17 protein-coding genes are annotated in these 17,111 nt (G+C 63.6%); 10 read left to right on the forward strand and 7 right to left on the reverse strand.

Annotated features, from left to right (window positions below):
- Positions 1 to 10 precede the first annotated feature (10 nt).
- The 7 genes from MU848_RS06100 to MU848_RS06130 are packed head-to-tail and all read left to right on the forward strand — an operon-like array spanning position 11 to position 6,727.
- On the forward strand, positions 11 to 1,219 hold the full coding sequence (locus tag MU848_RS06100) for an AAA family ATPase (protein ID WP_247230857.1): 1,209 nt from the start codon (positions 11 to 13) through the stop codon (positions 1,217 to 1,219).
- A complete protein-coding gene (locus MU848_RS06105; protein ID WP_247230859.1) occupies positions 1,219 to 2,577 on the forward strand; it encodes a CpaF family protein in 1,359 nt (452 codons plus the stop codon). The genes MU848_RS06100 and MU848_RS06105 overlap by 1 nt, the downstream gene beginning before the upstream one ends.
- Positions 2,574 to 3,578 carry a type II secretion system F family protein gene (locus tag MU848_RS06110; RefSeq protein ID WP_247230861.1) on the forward strand — a complete coding sequence of 335 codons (1,005 nt, stop codon included), beginning with the start codon at positions 2,574 to 2,576 and terminating at the stop codon, positions 3,576 to 3,578. The genes MU848_RS06105 and MU848_RS06110 overlap by 4 nt, the downstream gene beginning before the upstream one ends.
- A 4-nt stretch (positions 3,579 to 3,582) precedes the next feature.
- A complete protein-coding gene (locus MU848_RS06115) occupies positions 3,583 to 4,554 on the forward strand; it encodes a type II secretion system F family protein (protein ID WP_097091922.1) in 972 nt (323 codons plus the stop codon).
- Positions 4,555 to 4,575: 21 nt separating this feature from the next.
- Complete coding sequence (locus MU848_RS06120) at positions 4,576 to 5,379, forward strand: tetratricopeptide repeat protein (protein WP_247230863.1); 804 nt, start codon at positions 4,576 to 4,578, stop codon at positions 5,377 to 5,379.
- Positions 5,376 to 6,206, forward strand: a complete 831-nt coding sequence (locus tag MU848_RS06125) for a hypothetical protein (RefSeq protein ID WP_247230865.1) — start codon at positions 5,376 to 5,378, stop codon at positions 6,204 to 6,206. The genes MU848_RS06120 and MU848_RS06125 overlap by 4 nt, the downstream gene beginning before the upstream one ends.
- On the forward strand, positions 6,203 to 6,727 hold the full coding sequence (locus tag MU848_RS06130; protein ID WP_247230867.1) for an A24 family peptidase: 525 nt from the start codon (positions 6,203 to 6,205) through the stop codon (positions 6,725 to 6,727). Before MU848_RS06125 ends, MU848_RS06130 begins: the two co-directional genes overlap by 4 nt.
- A 119-nt stretch (positions 6,728 to 6,846) precedes the next feature.
- Here the strand turns inward: MU848_RS06130 and MU848_RS06135 are convergent, their stop codons facing one another.
- The 3 genes from MU848_RS06135 to purS all read right to left on the reverse strand — a co-directional run bounded on the left by MU848_RS06135 (position 6,847) and on the right by purS (position 8,539).
- The gene (locus MU848_RS06135) at positions 6,847 to 7,476 is read right to left on the reverse strand and encodes an FMN-binding negative transcriptional regulator (RefSeq protein ID WP_281494310.1); all 630 of its coding nucleotides are present in this window, start codon (positions 7,474 to 7,476) and stop codon (positions 6,847 to 6,849) included.
- Between the two features lie 151 nt (positions 7,477 to 7,627).
- Positions 7,628 to 8,302, reverse strand: coding sequence for a phosphoribosylformylglycinamidine synthase subunit PurQ (gene purQ / locus MU848_RS06140; protein WP_201514560.1), 675 nt, complete (start codon positions 8,300 to 8,302; stop codon positions 7,628 to 7,630).
- A gap of 3 nt (positions 8,303 to 8,305) precedes the next feature.
- Complete coding sequence (gene purS, locus MU848_RS06145; protein ID WP_097091917.1) at positions 8,306 to 8,539, reverse strand: phosphoribosylformylglycinamidine synthase subunit PurS; 234 nt, start codon at positions 8,537 to 8,539, stop codon at positions 8,306 to 8,308.
- Between the two features lie 124 nt (positions 8,540 to 8,663).
- On the opposite strand from purS, the gene MU848_RS06150 reads away from it, so the two are divergent.
- A complete protein-coding gene (locus tag MU848_RS06150) occupies positions 8,664 to 8,813 on the forward strand; it encodes a hypothetical protein (protein ID WP_176502204.1) in 150 nt (49 codons plus the stop codon).
- Positions 8,814 to 8,868: 55 nt separating this feature from the next.
- Positions 8,869 to 9,621, forward strand: a complete 753-nt coding sequence (locus MU848_RS06155; protein WP_247230870.1) for a sulfite exporter TauE/SafE family protein — start codon at positions 8,869 to 8,871, stop codon at positions 9,619 to 9,621.
- A gap of 30 nt (positions 9,622 to 9,651) precedes the next feature.
- On the opposite strand, the gene purC is transcribed toward MU848_RS06155, so the two are convergent.
- The 4 genes from purC to otsB all read right to left on the reverse strand — a co-directional run bounded on the left by purC (position 9,652) and on the right by otsB (position 14,643).
- Entirely contained in the window at positions 9,652 to 10,434 is a 783-nt protein-coding gene (gene purC / locus MU848_RS06160; protein ID WP_097091915.1) for a phosphoribosylaminoimidazolesuccinocarboxamide synthase, read from the reverse strand.
- Positions 10,435 to 10,600: 166 nt separating this feature from the next.
- Complete coding sequence (gene otsA, locus MU848_RS06165; RefSeq protein WP_247230871.1) at positions 10,601 to 12,010, reverse strand: alpha,alpha-trehalose-phosphate synthase (UDP-forming); 1,410 nt, start codon at positions 12,008 to 12,010, stop codon at positions 10,601 to 10,603.
- The gene (locus MU848_RS06170) at positions 12,007 to 13,776 is read right to left on the reverse strand and encodes a glycoside hydrolase family 15 protein (protein ID WP_268933194.1); all 1,770 of its coding nucleotides are present in this window, start codon (positions 13,774 to 13,776) and stop codon (positions 12,007 to 12,009) included. Before MU848_RS06170 ends, otsA begins: the two co-directional genes overlap by 4 nt.
- 105 nt (positions 13,777 to 13,881) lie before the next feature.
- Positions 13,882 to 14,643, reverse strand: a complete 762-nt coding sequence (gene otsB / locus MU848_RS06175; RefSeq protein WP_247230872.1) for a trehalose-phosphatase — start codon at positions 14,641 to 14,643, stop codon at positions 13,882 to 13,884.
- Between the two features lie 144 nt (positions 14,644 to 14,787).
- Here otsB and parC point away from each other — a divergent pair, with 144 nt between their 5' ends.
- Positions 14,788 to 17,076: a DNA topoisomerase IV subunit A gene (gene parC, locus MU848_RS06180; protein WP_247230873.1), complete on the forward strand. Its 2,289-nt coding sequence runs from the start codon at positions 14,788 to 14,790 to the stop codon at positions 17,074 to 17,076.
- Positions 17,077 to 17,111: the final 35 nt, after the last annotated feature.

Here is a 17,111-nt window from a genome sequence, read left to right on the forward strand (position 1 = left end):
CTTGGGCATCGTGAACACAACGGAAGCGGCCGAGAGTTGGACCCTCAATGTGGGGGATGAGGGCATCTATCTGATCCTTTCGGAGCAGGAGGTCGCGGCTTCGGATATCCTGGGCGATCGGTTGGGGGGGCTTTCGTTGACGCTTTCCATGCTGCCGGCCGGGGCGGCTTTGCCGTCGCAACTGGTCGCAGAGGCGAAGGCTGTCATCCTGGAGGTGCAGCCGGATGACGAGGTGTCCATGCGGCGGCTTTCCGCCTTGCGGGCGGCCAATCCAGCCTTGCTGGTGGTGGCGGCTGTGCGCAATGCGGAGATCCCTCTGGTGCGCGCGCTGTTGCGGAGCGGGATCAACGATGTCGTCGCGCTGCCTTTACAGGCTGCCGAATTGTCGGCGACCATCGATCATCTGCGGGCGGAGATCGCCGCCAAGGGCGGGCGCGACGTCAAGACGGGCGCTCTGGTGTCGATCATCAAGAGCGTCGGCGGCGTCGGTGCAACGACGATCGCCACGCAGGCGGCCAGCCTGCATGCGCGGACGGTGAAGCAGGCTGGCGAGCGGGTGTGCCTGTTCGATTTTGATGTGCAGTTCGGCAATGCCGGGACGTTCCTGAACATCAGTTCGCCGCTGACGCTGGCGGATTTGCTGCAGGCCGGGAACCGGGTCGATACCGAGTTGCTCGGTTCCGTCACGGTGGAAACGCCGACCGGGCTGCATGTCGTCACCGCGCCCACGGAGATCATGCCGCTGGAAGCGATCAATGCCGATCAGGTGTTTCGTGTGGTCGAACTGGCGCAACGGAACTTCGACACGATCTATCTGGACTTGCCGGGCAATTGGACCAACTGGTCGATGTCGCTGGTGGCGCGGTCGGAAGTCATATTCCTGGTGTGCGAGCTGACCATCGCCAGCCTGCGTCAGGCGCGACGGCAGATCGCATTGCTGCGCGATCAGGATATCGATCCGGCGCGCATCCATGTGATCGCGAACCGGGTGGAAAAGAAGCTGTTCCGCGCAATCGGGCTGGAGGATGCGGCAGCAGCGCTGGATCATCCCGTGACCTTGAGCATCGCGAACGACTTTCCGCTGGTCAGCTCTGCGCTGGATCAAGGCGTGCTGATCCAGGAATTGAAGGCGCGGAGCCGCATCTGCAAGGACATGGCCGACATTGTCGATTGCACCGTGCAGGCGGCCGAGGCGCGGCGGGCGGCGGAGAAGGGCTGATGTGGCAGATCCGAAAGGGCGACAGCCGGTTTGAAACGCGGGACGAGGTAGGACCGACCGATACCGAGCTGGTTCATTGGGAAGAGGACCGGCATACCGAGTTGAAGGTCGCGCTGCACCAGAAGCTGATCGACCTCATTAACCTGTCTGCGCTGGAAAATATGTCGCGAGCGCAGGTGGAAGCGGAAGTGGGCGAAATCGTCCATGAGCAGCTGGCGTTGCAGAAGCATGCGCTGAACCTGGAAGAGCGCAAGCGGCTGGTGTCCGACATATTGGACGAGTTGCTGGGCCTGGGGCCGTTGGAGCCGCTGCTGAAGGATCAGAGCGTCACCGACATATTGGTGAACGGGCACAAGATCGTCTTTGTCGAGCGCGGCGGGCGGCTGGTGGAAACGGCGGCGCGCTTCAAGGATGAGAAGCATCTGCTGCGCATCATCCAGAAGATCGTGGCGGCTGTCGGGCGGCGCGTGGACGAAGCTTCGCCCTTTGTCGATGCGCGTCTGGCCGACGGGTCGCGCGTCAATGCGGTGGTGCCGCCGCTGGCGGTCGATGGATCGCTGCTGTCCATTCGCAAATTCGCCAAGGTGCCGATCAGCATGGCGCGGCTTTCGGAACTGGGCAGCGTGCCCGCGCCGATGGCGCAGGTGCTGGCGGCGGTGGTTGCTGCCCGGCGCAATGTGCTCATTTCGGGCGGCACGGGGTCGGGCAAGACGACGCTGCTGAACGCCATGTCGGCGAGCATCGATGAGGCCGAGCGGATCGTGACGATCGAGGACTCCGCCGAGCTTCAGTTGCAGCAGCGGCATGTGGTGCGGCTGGAGACGCGGCCGCCGAATATCGAGGGGCGAGGCGAGGTCACGCAGCGCGACCTGGTGAAGAACGCGCTGCGTATGCGGCCCGACCGCATCATCGTGGGCGAAGTGCGCGCCGGGGAGGCATTTGATATGCTCCAGGCGATGAACACGGGGCATGATGGGTCGATGACGACGGTCCATGCCAACACGCCGCGCGATGCGCTGTCCCGTGTCGAGCAGATGATCGGCATGAGCGGCATCGACATTTCGCCGCGATCAGCGCGGGCGCAGATTGCTTCGGCGCTGAACGTCATCGTGCAGGTCGGGCGCTTGTCGGACGGGCGGCGGCGCTTGCTCAGTATTTCGGAGATTACCGGCATGGAGGGCGAGGTCATCACCATGCAGGAAATCTTCCGCTTCAAGATGACCGGCCGGGACGAGAATGACATGGTCCGCGGCCATTTCGAGGCAACGGGCATCCGGCCCAAATTCATGAGCGAACTGGCCGACCGGGGCATTCATTTGCCCGCCGACCTGTTCCGTCCCGATGCGGTGGTGCAATGATCAATCCGCTTTACATCCGCGCATTCGTGCTGGTCCTGCTGTTCGCGGCGGTGATCCTGACGATCGAGGGGGTCCATGGCTGGTTCCGGGCGCGCGCTGGCAAGGAGCGGGTGGTCAACAAGCGGCTGAAGATGATCGCGCAGGGCTTTGAGCGGAGCACGGTGCTGTCGCGGTTGCGGCGCAATGACGACAGCATGAACTTCAACCATGACAGCGTCTTTGGGCGGATGGCTCTGGGCGTCGTACGGTCGCTGCATGGCGCTGGCCTGAGCGTGCCCGCGCGCACGGTGCTGACGTTTATGGCGATTGGCACGGGCGTGCTGTTCCTGATCGTGGTGATCGGCGCGCTGGCGGCGGGATATGGCATGACGGCGGGCATGATCGTGATGGCGGGCGCCTTTGCCGTTTCGCTGGGCGTGCTGCTGCCAGTGATGGTGCTCAGCCGATTAAGCCAGCGGCGGCGCAAGAAGATGGAAGAGCAGTTTCCCGTTGCGCTCGATACGTTCGTGCGTGGCCTGCGCGCCGGGCACCCGATTGCAGCGGCGCTCGACCTGCTGACGAAGGAGATGAAGGACCCGATCGGCAGCGAGTTCGGCATCGTCGTCGATGAGGTGACCTACGGGTCCGACCTGCGCGATGCTTTGCAGCGCATGGCGGAACGGTGGGACATGAACGAGATGCACATGTTCGTAACCTCGCTGTCGGTGCAGGCGGAAACGGGCGGCAACCTGGCCGAGATATTGGAAAATCTGTCGCTGGTGATCCGTGAGCGGGCCAGCCTGTTCATGAAGGTGCGGGCGCTGAGTTCAGAAGGACGGATGACGGCGGTCATGCTGACGGCGTTGCCGATCCTGGCGTTCGTCGCGCTGTTCCTGCTCAATCCCGCCTTTTACCTGGATATCGCGCAGGACCCGATGTTCATCTTCGGCTTTTCCGCGCTCATCATCCTCTACATCATCGGCTTTGTCACGATACGCCGCATGGTTGATTTGAAAGTGTGACCTGATGCTGGATTTCGCCCTGATTTCGCAATTGCGGCCGGTGCTGCTGGTCCTGCTGTTCGTCGCGATCGTGGCGATCGTCTATGGCGTGACGGAGATGATCGCGCGCACGTCGCGGGTGCGCAGCCGGCTCGACATCGTGAGTGAGGCGGGCAGCGCCGTGCAGGGCGGCGGGCAGTCGCTGCGCAATGAGCGCAACAACAGCGAATGGAAGAAGCTGGTCGACCGGATCGAGAAGCTTGGCATTTCGCTGGCGGACACGAAGAATGATGCCTTGCGCAAGCGGTTGATCGCAGCGGGCTATCCTTCGCCCGAGGCGCCGAAGATATTCACATTCGTCCGGCTGGTTATGACGCTCGCGCTGCCCGCGGTGCTGGTGCTGATGTCGCTGAACAAGCCTGAGCCGCCGAGCCCGATGAAGCTCTATTTCATGGCGATGGGCGTAGCGGTGATGGGGCTGTATCTGCCGAACCTCTTCATCTCCGCCAAGGCGGCGCGGCGGCAGGAGGCGATCGTCCATGGCTTTCCCGATGCGCTGGATCTGATGCTGGTGTGCGTGGAGGCGGGGCTGGGCCTGGAAGCGGCGATGGATCGGGTGGGGCGGGAGCTTGCCATATCGCATCCGCTGGTGTCGCAGACGCTGGGCAAGGTCGTGCTGGAATTGCGCGCGGGGCGGAGCCGGGCGGACGCGCTGCGGCGCATGGCGGACGATGTCGATGTGGATGAGATCCGGTCCTTCGCAACGCTGCTGATCCAGTCGGACCAGCTGGGGTCGAGCGTTGGGCAGACGCTGCGCGTCTATGCGGCGGAAATGCGGGAGAAGCGGCGGATGCGGGCGGAGGAGAAGGCGCATCGGTTGCCGGTGCTGCTGTCCGTGCCGCTGGTCGCGTGCATGCTGCCGGTGATGATCGGCGTGCTGATGTTGCCCGCAGTGGTGCGCGTGGTGCGGGATATATTGCCGGTCATGACACGGTAGCGGGAACGAGGGGGGACAGGCATGATGAGACGGATAGTGGCGATCGCGCTCATCTTCGCGAGCGGGGCATGCAGTTCTGGAAACGGGGATGTGGCGATCCGGCCGGTGAACGCCGATGCTGCGGCGGTGGCAACGGCGACGGAGGCACTGGCGCGCGGACAGTTGCTGTTTTCCCGTGGCGAGCATGCGCTGGCGCTGGACGCATTCAGACGGGCTGTGCGGCAGGAGCCGGGTAACGCCACTGCGCTGAACGGCGTGGCGATCAGCTATGCCGCGATGGGGCGGCATGACCTGGCGCGACAATATTTCGAGCTGGCTCTGGCCCGCGCGCCGCTGGACGAGCGGGTCCATCGCAACTTTGCACGAAGCCTGATGGCGCAAGGGTTGCGGGATGACGCCGATGCTCTGCTGGCGGAGATCGGGCAGGGGGCTGGCTTGGCCGGGGCGCGGCGGGTCACGCTGGCGCAGTTGGCGGCGACGGGAGCGGGGAAGCCTGCGGCCGCCGTGCAGACCGGCGGGCTGGAGCTGGAGCGCGTTTCCATGAGCGAGGTGCGGCTGCGCACGACGGCCGCGAGCAACGGCCAGCCAGTGCTGCCGGGGCGGCGCACGGCGCAGCTGAATACTGCGATCGTCACCGTGGCGAATGCGGCGGCAGTTTCCCCCGCTGTCTCGCTCTCGCGCGAGCTGAAGGCGCCGATCGTCAAATCTGCAGCGCCGGCGGACGCGCCCTCCTGCAGCGGAGGCAGTTGTCCGGCGATGGCTGGCGGTGATGAGCCGGACCGGCTGTTTGAGAAGCTGTGGAAGTGGAGCGGAGGGCAGGGATGAGCCTGCTGCTCCTGTTGCTGGCGGCGGCGGCGAATGCGCCAGTTGCGGAGGCCTCTGGAGCCACAGTCGGTGCGCCGGTGGATTATGGCCGGTTGATCGACAATGCGATCGACGGGAACCGGGTCATTCAGGCCGACACGATGCTGGCACAATGGCGGGCCGACCCCGCGCCGGGTGACAAGGCCGGTATCGCGATTGCCGAGGCGCGCCTGGCGCTGGCCAAGGGACAGGATGCGGAGGCGGAGGCGCGATTTGCCGCGCTGGCTCAGGCCGGCATGACGGATTGCCGGATCGATGAAGGGCTGGGCATCGCGCGGCTGCGGCTTGGACGGCCTCAGCAGGCGACAGAGCTTCTGCGCCGCGCCGCCGATCATTGCGATCGGAGCTGGCGGACATGGAATGCACTGGGCGTCGCTTATGATGCGGGCAAGTCGTGGACGCTGAGCGCGGCGGCCTATGAGCGGGCCTTTCAGCTTACTGGCAGGCCCGTTCAGGTGCTCAACAATTATGGGCTGTCCCTGATGGCGCAGGGTGAGGCGGAGAAGGCGGCCGTGATATTCGACCAGGCGCGCCGGATGGCGCCTGACGATGCGCGGATCATCTCGAACGGGGATGCGGCGCAGATCATGGCAGGACGTGACATAGAAAGGCGTGCCGAGGATGATGCCGACAGCTGGGCCAAGCGGCTGGGCGATGCCGGTCAGGTGGCGCTGCGCATGGGGGATGCGGTGAAGGCGCGCGCTTATCTGAGCCGCGCGATGACGGAAGCGGAAAGCTATCAGCCCAAAGCGGCGGCCGCCCTGGCGGCGATGGGGGCGAGGCCATGATGAAGGACCTCATCCTGCTGGCGGTATCCGGGGTCCTGCTGGCTGCGGCGATCGAGGATATTGCGCGGCTGAGGATTTCCAACATCTTCCCGCTCCTGATTCTGGGGTTGTTCGTGCCCTGGGTCGCCGTGACCGGGTGGGAGAATGACATCTGGCAGAATGGAACGCTGTTCCTGGCCGTCTTTGCCCTTGGATGCCTGCTGTTCGGGATGCGGTGGATGGGCGGGGGTGACGTCAAGCTGCTGGCGGCGTGCGCGCTGTGGTTCGATTGGGGCGCGGCGCTGCCTTGGTTCGTCTATGTGACGGTGGGCGGCGGCCTGCTTGCCTTGCTGATCATGGTGGGGCGGCGGATGGTGCCCAAAGCGGTGCGCGAAGGGTCGTCATTGGCGATATTCGCGGCGGGCGGGCCTATTCCCTATGGCGTCGCGATCGCTGCCGGGACGGTGATGGCGCTGTATATGGTGGGGCCTAATCCCAGCGGCGTGGCGCATCTGCCGGAGTTTGTACGGGGGTTGAGGTAGGGCGGGGGTTGGGCTGTGTGGACCTGCCCTGGTTATGTAATCTGCCGAGAAAGCTCGCTTCGCTCGCGCCCACCCCTAGCCCCTCCCGCTTGCGGGAGGGGGATGTGTTGGATGGGTGGCTAACTGTCACTGGCTCGCGTGATGACCTCGGTGGCTAAAGCGCGATGGCCGTCATCTTTTAGCCCTTGAGCGACTCCGATGCGATTAGGGATCGGTTGGTTTTGGCTGGCTTTCCACTTTCCCTCAAGACGGTCGATCGGTATTTCAAGGCCCACAATTCCTTTCATCTGCGCTTCGATGAAGTCCTTTGGAGCATCTTCTATGCTCCATGGCTCAGTTCGTTTACTTTCATGGGCAGCAGTCAGCTCCGTCAGTTGGTCATGTATCCACTCACGGTCATCAATCACGCGGGGAATACCCCAAGCCTGAACGATGACGTAATTCCAAGTAGGCACTACCCTTCCGTGCTCCTGCTTCGTCGGATACCAGGAAGGCGTCACATATGCTTGAGGACCCTGAAACATAACCAGCGCGGCTGTTTGCTCGCTTAGGTCAGCAGTCTGCTCGTTCGCTTTAGCGAGATGAGCGCACAGCACATCACCATCGGGTCCAGTACGGAGACTGAACGGCACGACATTCGCAATTAAGCCGGACGAACCAGAGGTGATGAGGGTTGCGAGCGGGTGCATGCGGATGGCCTCCCGCAATATGTCAAGCCGATCTTCACGAAATGCGGGGGGCCGATACATGCTGCCCTGATAATGGAAAGGGTTCTCGTCCGCTATTGTTCGTTGCCGACATTCTCTACATCATCATTTCAGCGTTCGCTCGGATGATGGGTGTGACGGGGCAGATCGGGGGCGTAAAGGGTGGCGCATGAAGAGGTCGCGCGCGCCGGGGTCAGGCGTTGGCCAACAGTCCCTCTACCAGACCTTCGAACAGGCGGCGGCCATCCGTTTTGCCGTGGGCTGGTTCGATCACGCGTTCGGGGTGGGGCATCATGCCCAGGACATTGCCTGCTTCGTTGAGGATGCCGGCGATGTTGCGGGCGGAGCCGTTGATGCTGTCGGCGTAGCGCAGGGCGACGCGGCCTTCGCCTTCGAGGCGGTCGAGCGTTGCGCTGTCAGCGAAATAATTGCCGTCATGGTGGGCGACGGGGAAGGTCACCTGTTCGCCAGCGGCATAGCGGCTGGTGAACGCGCTCTGGGCGTTTTCGACGGTCAGGGAAGCGTCGCGGCAGACGAAATGGCCGCCTGCGTTGCGCAGCAGTGCGCCGGGCAGGAGGCCGCTTTCGGTCAGCACCTGGAAGCCGTTGCAGATGCCCAGCACATAGGTGCCGCGCTCGGCCGCCTTGGCCACCGCCTGCATCACGGGCGAGCGCGCCGCCATCGCGCCGGAACGCAGATAGTCGCCATAGGAGAAGCCGCCGGGTACGCCGATCAGGTCGATGCCTTCGGGCAGTTCGGTGTCGCGGTGCCAGACCATGACCGGCTTTTCACCGCTCACCGCCTCGAAAGCCACGGCGAGGTCGCGGTCGCAATTGCTGCCGGGGAAGACGATGACGGCGCTCTTCATGGCTCAGGCCACCTTTTCGATGCGGTAGTTTTCGATGACGGTATTGGCGAGCAGCTTGCGGCACATGGCGTCGATATCGTCATCGCTGGTGCCATCGGCAAGGTCGAGCTCAATGAGCTTGCCCGCGCGCACGTCATTGACGCCGGAAAAGCCGAGGCCGTCGAGCGCGTGGTGGATCGCCTTACCCTGCGGGTCGAGAACCCCGCCCTTGAGGGTGACGAAGATGCGGGCTTTCATGAGGCCAAAACTCCGTGGATTGCTATGGCGCACCCCCTAGTCGCGTGGGGCGGGACAAGCAAGGCATTATCCCTTTCTTAGCGAGTGGCCGCTATGGTTGGGCAAGGGATAGAGGGTTTTCAAGATGGCTGGTCTGGCACTGGCGATGTTTGTGGGGCTTTTCGCCTTTGGGCAGCAGATCGTCGGCTATGACGATCCGCATGGCCGCGTGCAGTTGGCCCTGCTTGCCACATTCGCTTTCGGCGTTCTGATCGGATATCGGGCAAGCGCCTGAACCTTTGCGAAAAATGCTGTTCGCTCAGGGGCCCGCCTTCCTTTAGGGCGGGGTCATGAGCGGTGACTATCTCTATTACACATGCGCGGTTTTGGCGGTTATCCTTTCGGGCCTTGCCAAGGGCGGTTTTGCCGGGGCGGGAGCGCTGGCGATGCCGATCATGGCGCTGGGCATCGATCCGGTGCGGGCGGCGGCGATCATGCTGCCTATCCTCATTTTGCAGGATGCAGTGAGCGTCTGGTCGTTCCGGCGCAGCTGGGACCGGCATATATTGAAGGTGATGATGCCCGGCATGGTTGTCGGCGTGGGGCTGGGCTATCTGTTCGCTGCGCAGGTGCCGGAAACGGCTGTGCTGGGAGCGCTCGGCTTTATCTCGACGCTGTTCGGGGCGCAGCGGCTTTGGATCGAGCGGGGCGGGAAGGTGGTGCTGCCGTCGAGTTCGCCGGACTGGGTCGGGACCTTGCTGGGGGTCGCGAGCGGCTTTACGAGCCAGATCGCGCACGCAGGCGCGCCGCCATTCCAGATGTGGGTGTTGCCCAAGCGGCTGGCGCGCGACGTGCTGGTGGGCACGACCGCGATCGCCTTTGCCGTGATGAACTGGATCAAGGTGCCCGCTTATGCGGCGCTGGGGCAGTTTACGCGCGCCAACCTGATGGCGACGGCGATGCTGGCGCCGCTGGCGATCGGGGCGACCTATGCGGGCGTTTTGTTGGTGCGCAGGGTCGATCCGGCGCGATTCTACACGCTGATCTACGTGTTGATGGTGCTGTTGGGGATCAAGCTGATGGTGGATGCGGTGGTGGGGTGAGGAGGTTCACCCCACCACGCGCTTGGCCAATCAGTCCTTGCTGCGCTTCTTGCGGTGGGTGTCGAGGTCGAGGACGGTCGTGTCCGCGCCTTCGGGCAGCAGGCCAAGGCGGCGGGCGACTTCCTGATAGGCTTCGACTTCGCCGCCAAGGTCGCGGCGGAACCGGTCCTTGTCCAGCTTTTCGCCGGTGTTCATGTCCCACAGGCGGCAGCCGTCCGGGCTGATTTCGTCCGCCAGGATGATGCGGCTATAGTCGCCGTCCCACAAGCGGCCGAACTCCAGCTTGAAGTCGATCAGGCGGATGCCGATGGCGGCGAAGAGGCCGCACATGAAGTCGTTGATGCGGATCGCCATGTCGGCGATGTCGTGCATCTCTTCCTGGCTGGCCCAGCCGAAGCAGGCGATATGTTCTTCGGACACGAGCGGGTCGCCCAGCGCGTCATCCTTGTAGCAATATTCGATCAGGGTGCGGGGCAGCTGCGTGCCTTCCTCGATCCCCAGCTTCTTGCTGAGTGATCCGGCGGCGACATTGCGGACCACGACTTCGATCGGCACGATTTCGACCTGGCGAACAAGTTGCTCGCGCATGTTGAGGCGGCGGATGAAATGGGTGGGGACGCCGATCTGGCCGAGTAGGGTGAAGATATGCTCGGAAATGCGGTTGTTGAGCACGCCCTTCCCGGAAATCGTGCCCTTCTTCTGCGCGTTGAAGGCGGTCGCATCGTCCTTGAAATATTGGATGATCGTGCCGGGCTCAGGGCCTTCGTAAAGGATCTTTGCCTTGCCTTCGTAGATCTGGCGGCGACGGGCCATGCGCGTTCCTGTCTTCCCGAGAAAAGAATGTGCCCCGGCAACGCGAATCAAGAAGGATAAGCGGGTGCCGGGGCTGCTGGGCACGGCCCATAGACCAAAGCTGGCGGGGGTGCAATTAGGCGGCTGAGCGGGGGCTGACGCCAGCGGCGTTCGGACCCTTGCCCTTCTAATGCGCGGTTTCGATTTGCTCCCTGGCCGTGCTGTCTTCCTGCCGCGCCGCGATCAGGCGTTCGGTGAAGCAGCGGCGCCACCAGCTGATATCCTGTTCCTCGACGCAGTCCATCATCGAACGCCAGCGGCGCTGGCGCTCGTCGAGCGGCATGGCAAGCGCCCGGGTGATGGCGTCGGACATTTCCTCCGGGCTGTAGGGGTTGATGAGGAGCGCGTCCTTGAGCTGCGTTGCGGCGCCCGCGAAACGGGAGAGGATGAGGACCCCCGGATCGTTCGGGTCCTGCGCGGCGACATATTCCTTGGCGACGAGGTTCATGCCGTCGCGCAAGGGGGTGACGAGGCCGATGCGGGCGGCGCGATAGATCCCGGCCAGCTTGTCGCGGGGATAGCCCTGGTTCACGTAGCGGATCGGGGTCCAGTCGACGTCGCTATATTCGCCGTTGATGCGCCCGGCGATGGCGTCGAGGGTGGAGCGGATATGCTGGTAGCTTTCCACCTCCCCGCGCGAGGGCGGCGCGATCTGCGTCAGGACCACCTTGCGATGATGTTCCGGATGGTCCTTGAGGAAGCGGGAATAGCCGCTGAACCGCTCCTCCAGGCCTTTGCTGTAGTCGAGCCGGTCCACGCCTACGATCATCGACCGGTCCTGCAAGGATCGGCGGACCTTCTCGAACATTTCCTTGGCGGGATCGCTGACGGCCGCGTTGGAGAATTCCTGCGCGTTGATGCCGATCGGGCAGGCAATCGCCTGAATCGTGCGGTCGCCAAGCGTGACGAAGTCGCCATCGACGGTGCCGTTCATCTCCCGCTCCACATAATGGCGGAAGGATTCCAGCCATTCCTCGGTGTGGAAGCCGATGACGTCATAGGCGAACAGGGTCTGTACCAGCTTGGTATGATGGGGCAGCGAGACGAGCAGGCGCGTGGGCGGCCAAGGGATGTGGAGGAAGAAGCCCATCCGGTTCTGGTGCCCTTTGTCCCGCAACATCTGACCGAGCGGGATCATATGGTAATCCTGCACCCAGATGATGTCTTCGGGCTCGATCAGCGGGCTGGTCGTGTCGGCGAAACGCTTGTTGACGCGGTTATAGCCGCCTTCGAAATCGCGCGCATATTCGGCGAGGTCGATGCGGAAGTGGAACAGCGGCCAGAGCGTCTTGTTGGCATAGCCGTTATAATATTCGTCGACGTCCTGCTCTTCGAGGTCGATCGTCGCCGTCTTGACCCCTTCGTCCTCGGAAAAGCCGATATGGCCGGTGAAATTTTCGGTGACTTCGCCCGACCAGCCGACCCAGATACCCCGGCTTTCCCGCAGGGCCTGGGCCAGCGCGACGGCCAGCCCGCCCTGATTGCCGGACTTGTTGGGCCTGCTCACCCTGTTTGAAATGACTATCAGGCGGCTCATCGCATCACGCTCCACGGCTTGCTCAGCAGAACGGCGCAGTTGATGATGCCGACCAATGAGTAGGTTTGGGGATAATTGCCCCATAATTCGCCGGTTACCGGATCGATATCCTCCGACAAGAGACCCGCAGCGGTGCGGCGGGACAGCATTTCTTCGAACAGCAGCCGCGCTTCTTCGGTGCGGCCAGTGCGATGCAGCGCCTCGATCAGCCAGAAGGTGCAAACGTTGAACGCCGTGACCGGCTCACCGAAATCGTCAGGCGCGCTGTAGCGGAGCATGTTGTTGCCGCGTCGCAGATCCTTTTCCAGCGCCTTCAGCGTACCGATGAACATCGGATTGTCGGCGGTGAGGAAGCGCAAGTCCAGGAGCTGGAGCAGCGAAGCGTCGCGGGCGTCATCTTCGAAATTGGCGGAAATGGCGTTGCTGTCCGTCCGCCAGGATGACTGAAGGATGCGCGCCTTCATGATTTCGGCCCGCTCGCGCCAATGGCTTTCGCGGTCGGACAGATCGAGCGCGGCGGCGGCATGGGCGAGGCGGTCGCAGGCGGCCCAGCACATGACGGCGCTGTAGCTGTGGACATGGGCGCGGGTACGTAGTTCCCAGAGGCCGGCGTCAGGCTGGTCATAGACAGACCATGCGCGTTCGCCGACCGCTTCGAGTGCTTCGAAGTCGGACATGCCCGCCATGCGCAGCAGGCGCTGGTCGATAAAGCCCTGCACCGAGGACAGGACGATCTGGCCATAGGCGTCATGCTGAATTTGCGAATAGGCGGCGTTGCCGACGCGTACCGGGCCCATGCCGCGATAGCCCGGCAGATTTTCCGCCTCCCGTTCCTCCAGCGTCGCATTGCCGCGCACGTCGTAGAGCGGCTGGATATGGCCGCCCTTCGCGCCGTCGACGATGTTGCGGAGATAGACGAGGTAGCTTTCCAGCACGTCGAGCGCGCCGAGGCGGTTGAGCGCTTCGACCGTATAATAGGCGTCGCGTATCCAGCAGTAGCGATAGTCCCAATTGCGCCCCGAATCGGCATGCTCCGGGATGCTGGTGGTGAGCGCGGCGACAATCGCGCCGGTTTCCTCATGCTGGCAGAGTTTCAGGGTGATGGCCGAGCGGATGACGGCTTCCTGCCACTCCGCCGGGATGGCGAGGCCGCGCACCCAGACCTGCCATTCGAGGATCGTGTCATCCAGCATGCGTTCGACCGCGGGACGTAGCGCGTCGGAAAAACTCTCGTCCGGCCCGAGGAAGAAGTGCATGTCATGTTCCAACCGGAACCAGCTTTCCTGGCTGATGAGGCCGATGGGCGCATTGGTCGACATGCGCATCGCCATGTAGGACAGGACCAGTCGGATATGGTTGGAGCCATAGCTGATCGGCACCTGCTCCGAATGCCATGACGTCGTGGGACGCAGCCGGACGCGGACGCGGGGGCTGCCTGCCACGGGCCGCACGATCCGGCAAAAGGCGACAGGGCGGTACATACGGCCAAGGTGCCGGTGGCGCGGGCAAAAATCATAAAGTTCGATGGCGTTGCCATGATCATCGGTCTGCCGCGTGACGAGGATCGGCGTGTTGCGGATATAATGTTGCTCGACGGTGACGCAGTTTTCGAGCTCGATCGCCCAGAAGCCGCGTGCGTCCGGCTGATCCCAACCCTTGTCATCGAGAAGCGCGGAAAAGACGGGGTCTCCGTCCACACGAGGCACACACGCCCATATCATCCGACCCGCGCGATCGATCAGCGCGGATGCCTGGCAATTGCCGATCGGCCAGAGATCGAGATTGCGTTCGTTCCCGGCGAAGTGCGTTTGACTGTTCCTGACTATCGTTCTGCCCCCTGGTTCGTTCGAACAAGGGGCGCCAGCCACGGCTCAGCCCGGCCTGACGACCCCCTTTTCAAGATAATGCCTGACGGCGGCAACCTGTTCCAAAGAGAATGCGGCCAGCGTTGCGCGCGGCGGGCCGACCAGAATGCCCGCGCCACCCAATTCGGCGGCGGCGGCGAAGCCTTCCTCATCCGTGACGTCATCGCCGATGAAGAGCGGACGGCCGCCAGCCATGGGAGAACGGGCCATCAGGGCGTGAACCGCGCTGCCTTTGTCCGCGCCGCCGGGGCGCAGCTCGAACAGCATCTTGCCCGGCTGAACGGCGAGGCCGAGCCGTTCGGCCAGGTCGGTGGCCAGTTCGCCTGCCTGCTCGCCCCATTGAGGCGCGCCGCGGAAATGCAGGCCGACGCTGATCGATTTGCGTTCGACGAGGACGCCGGGCTTGTCATGGGCAAATGCGTGAAAAGCGGCTTCGGCATCGTCCACCGCCGGACGGCGAGGAGGGGCTTCGACCTGTTCGCCGGGCTGGGCGAATTCCAGCCCGTGGGTTCCGGCAAGCAGAAAGCCGCCAAAGCCAAGATCGCGCAATGTCGCAATCGATCGGCCGCTGACGATCGCCAGACGGCCTTCCAGCGCATCGCGTAAATCCCCGAGCATGGCGAGCAACTCTTCATCGACGATGACGCCGTCGGGCGTCGGCGCGATCGGCGCGAGGGTGCCGTCAAAATCAAGGAAGAGCGATGCGCCCGTCAGCAGGGAAGCTGGCGGCGCGGGAAGGGTGGTGAGAGAGGGGGTGGAATCGGACACGGGCGCAAATTGGCGCGTCGCAGCAAATGTGCAAGTCCCCAAGGGAGCCATGAGATATTTTCCCTTGAACCGCCGATTGCGTACGTGGGGCGAACCCCTCAATCCCCGTTTCCGTTTTGTCGTTGCGCTGCTATTCCGATCGCGATGACCGATTTTCGCGACCCGTTCGACGCTATCAAGGATCACCCGTTCGATGAGGCGCTGTCGCAGCGCTACCTCGTCTACGCCCTTTCCACCATCACCGCACGGTCGCTGCCGGATCTGCGCGACGGGTTGAAGCCGGTGCATCGGCGCCTGCTCTGGGCCATGCGGCTGCTGCGGATGGAGCCGGGTGGCGCTGCGCCCGACGTGCTGGTCGCCAATCCTGCGCGCAATACGACTTCCTACAAGAAGTGCGCGCGCGTGGTGGGCGACGTCATCGGCAAATATCACCCGCATGGCGACACCTCCGTCTATGACGCCATGGTGCGGTTGGCGCAGGACTTTTCGCTGCGCACGCCGCTGGTCGACGGGCAGGGCAATTTCGGTAATATCGACGGCGATTACGCGGCGGCGATGCGCTATACCGAAGCGCGGCTGACCCAGGCGGCGGCCGACCTGATGGCCGGGCTGGACGAAGGAACGGTCGAGTTCCGGCCGACCTATAATGGCGAGGATGAAGAACCGGAGGTATTTCCGGGGCTTTTCCCCAACTTGCTGGCCAATGGCGCGAGCGGGATCGCGGTCGGCATGGCGACCAGCATTCCGCCGCATAATGTGTCCGAGCTGATCGATGCGGCAAGCCTGCTGATCGACAATCCCGACGCTGAGCATGCCGATTTGATGCAGATCGTGCGTGGGCCCGATTTCCCGACCGGCGGCGTGTTGGTGGATAGTCCCTCGATCATTTCGGAAGCCTATGCGACCGGCCGAGGTAGCTTTCGCACGCGGGCGCGCTGGCACAAGGAGGATGGCGGGCGTGGGACGTGGGTGGCGATCGTTACTCAGATCCCGTTCCAGGTGCAGAAATCCAAGCTGATCGAGCAGATCGCCGCGCTGATCAATGACAAGAAGCTGCCGATATTAGCGGACGTCCGCGATGAAAGCGACGCGGAGATACGGATCGTCATCGAGCCGCGCGCACGCACGGTCGATCCCGATGTGCTGATGGACAGCCTGTTCCGGCTGACGGACCTGGAGAATCGCTTTCCGCTGAACCTCAACGTGCTGGACGCCACGCGTACGCCGCGCGTTTTGGGCTTGAAGCCGGTGCTGATCGAGTGGCTGAAGCATCAGATCGACGTGCTGGTGCGGCGTGCGCGCCATCGGCTGGACAAGATCGCGGCCCGGCTGGAACTGCTCGACGGCTATATCATCGCCTATCTAAACCTCGACCGCGTGATCGAGATCATCCGGACCGAGGATGAGCCCAAGGCCGTAATGATGGAGGAGTTCGGGCTCAACGACCGGCAGGCCGAAGCCATCCTCAACATGCGGCTGCGATCGCTGCGCAAGCTGGAGGAGATGGAGCTGCGGCGCGAGCATTCGCAACTGCTGAAGGAACGCGACGAACTGACGAAGCTGGTCGAAAGCCCAACGCGCCAGCGCAACCGGTTGAAGAAGGATCTGGCGGAACTGCGCAAGCGCTACTCGCCGGAAACGGAAATGGGCAAGCGGCGTACCTTGGTCGAGGAAGCGGCGCCTGCGCGCGAAATTCCGCTGGAGGCGATGATCGAACGTGAGCCGATCACGGTCATTCTGTCGGAGCGGGGCTGGATCAGGGCGATGAGCGGTCATCGCGACCTGGCTTCGGCCGACACGCTGAAGTTCAAGGAAGGCGACGGGCCCAAGATCGCCTTCCATGCGCAGACCACGGACAAGCTGCTGCTGGCGACGGCGAGCGGGCGCGTCTTCACGCTGGGTGCGGACAAGCTGCCGGGCGGACGCGGCTTTGGTGATCCGGTGCGGTCGCTGGTCGACATGGATGATCAGGGGGACATTGTGGCACTGTTCCCTGCCCGCGCGGGAAGCGAGTTGCTGCTGGCGGCGTCAGACGGCAGGGGCTTCGTCGCCGCGGTGGCGGACGTCATCGCCGAAACGCGCAAGGGCAAGCAGGTGGTGAATGTGCGGGCCGGAGCCCGGCTGACGGTGGTGCATGTCATAGCGGCCGAAGCGGACAGCGTTGCCGTGGTGGGCGAAAATCGCAAGCTGCTGGTATTTCCGCTGGTGGAGATGCCGCGCATGGCGCGTGGGCAGGGCGTTCAGATGCAGCGCTATCGTGACGGCGGGCTATCGGATGCGGTCGCTTTTCGCATGAGCGATGGTTTGAGTTGGACGATGGGTGGTGAAAGCGGCCGGACGCGCACCGAAGCGGATATGACGCCGTGGCGCGTGGCGCGCGGCGCGGCAGGCCGGATGCCGCCGGTCGGCTTTCCGCGAGACAACCGCTTTTGACGATCGCGTAACAATCCGCTTATCTGCTTGAAATG

It is taken from the genome of Sphingobium agri, assembly GCF_023051225.1.
Taxonomy (GTDB): domain Bacteria; phylum Pseudomonadota; class Alphaproteobacteria; order Sphingomonadales; family Sphingomonadaceae; genus Sphingobium; species Sphingobium agri.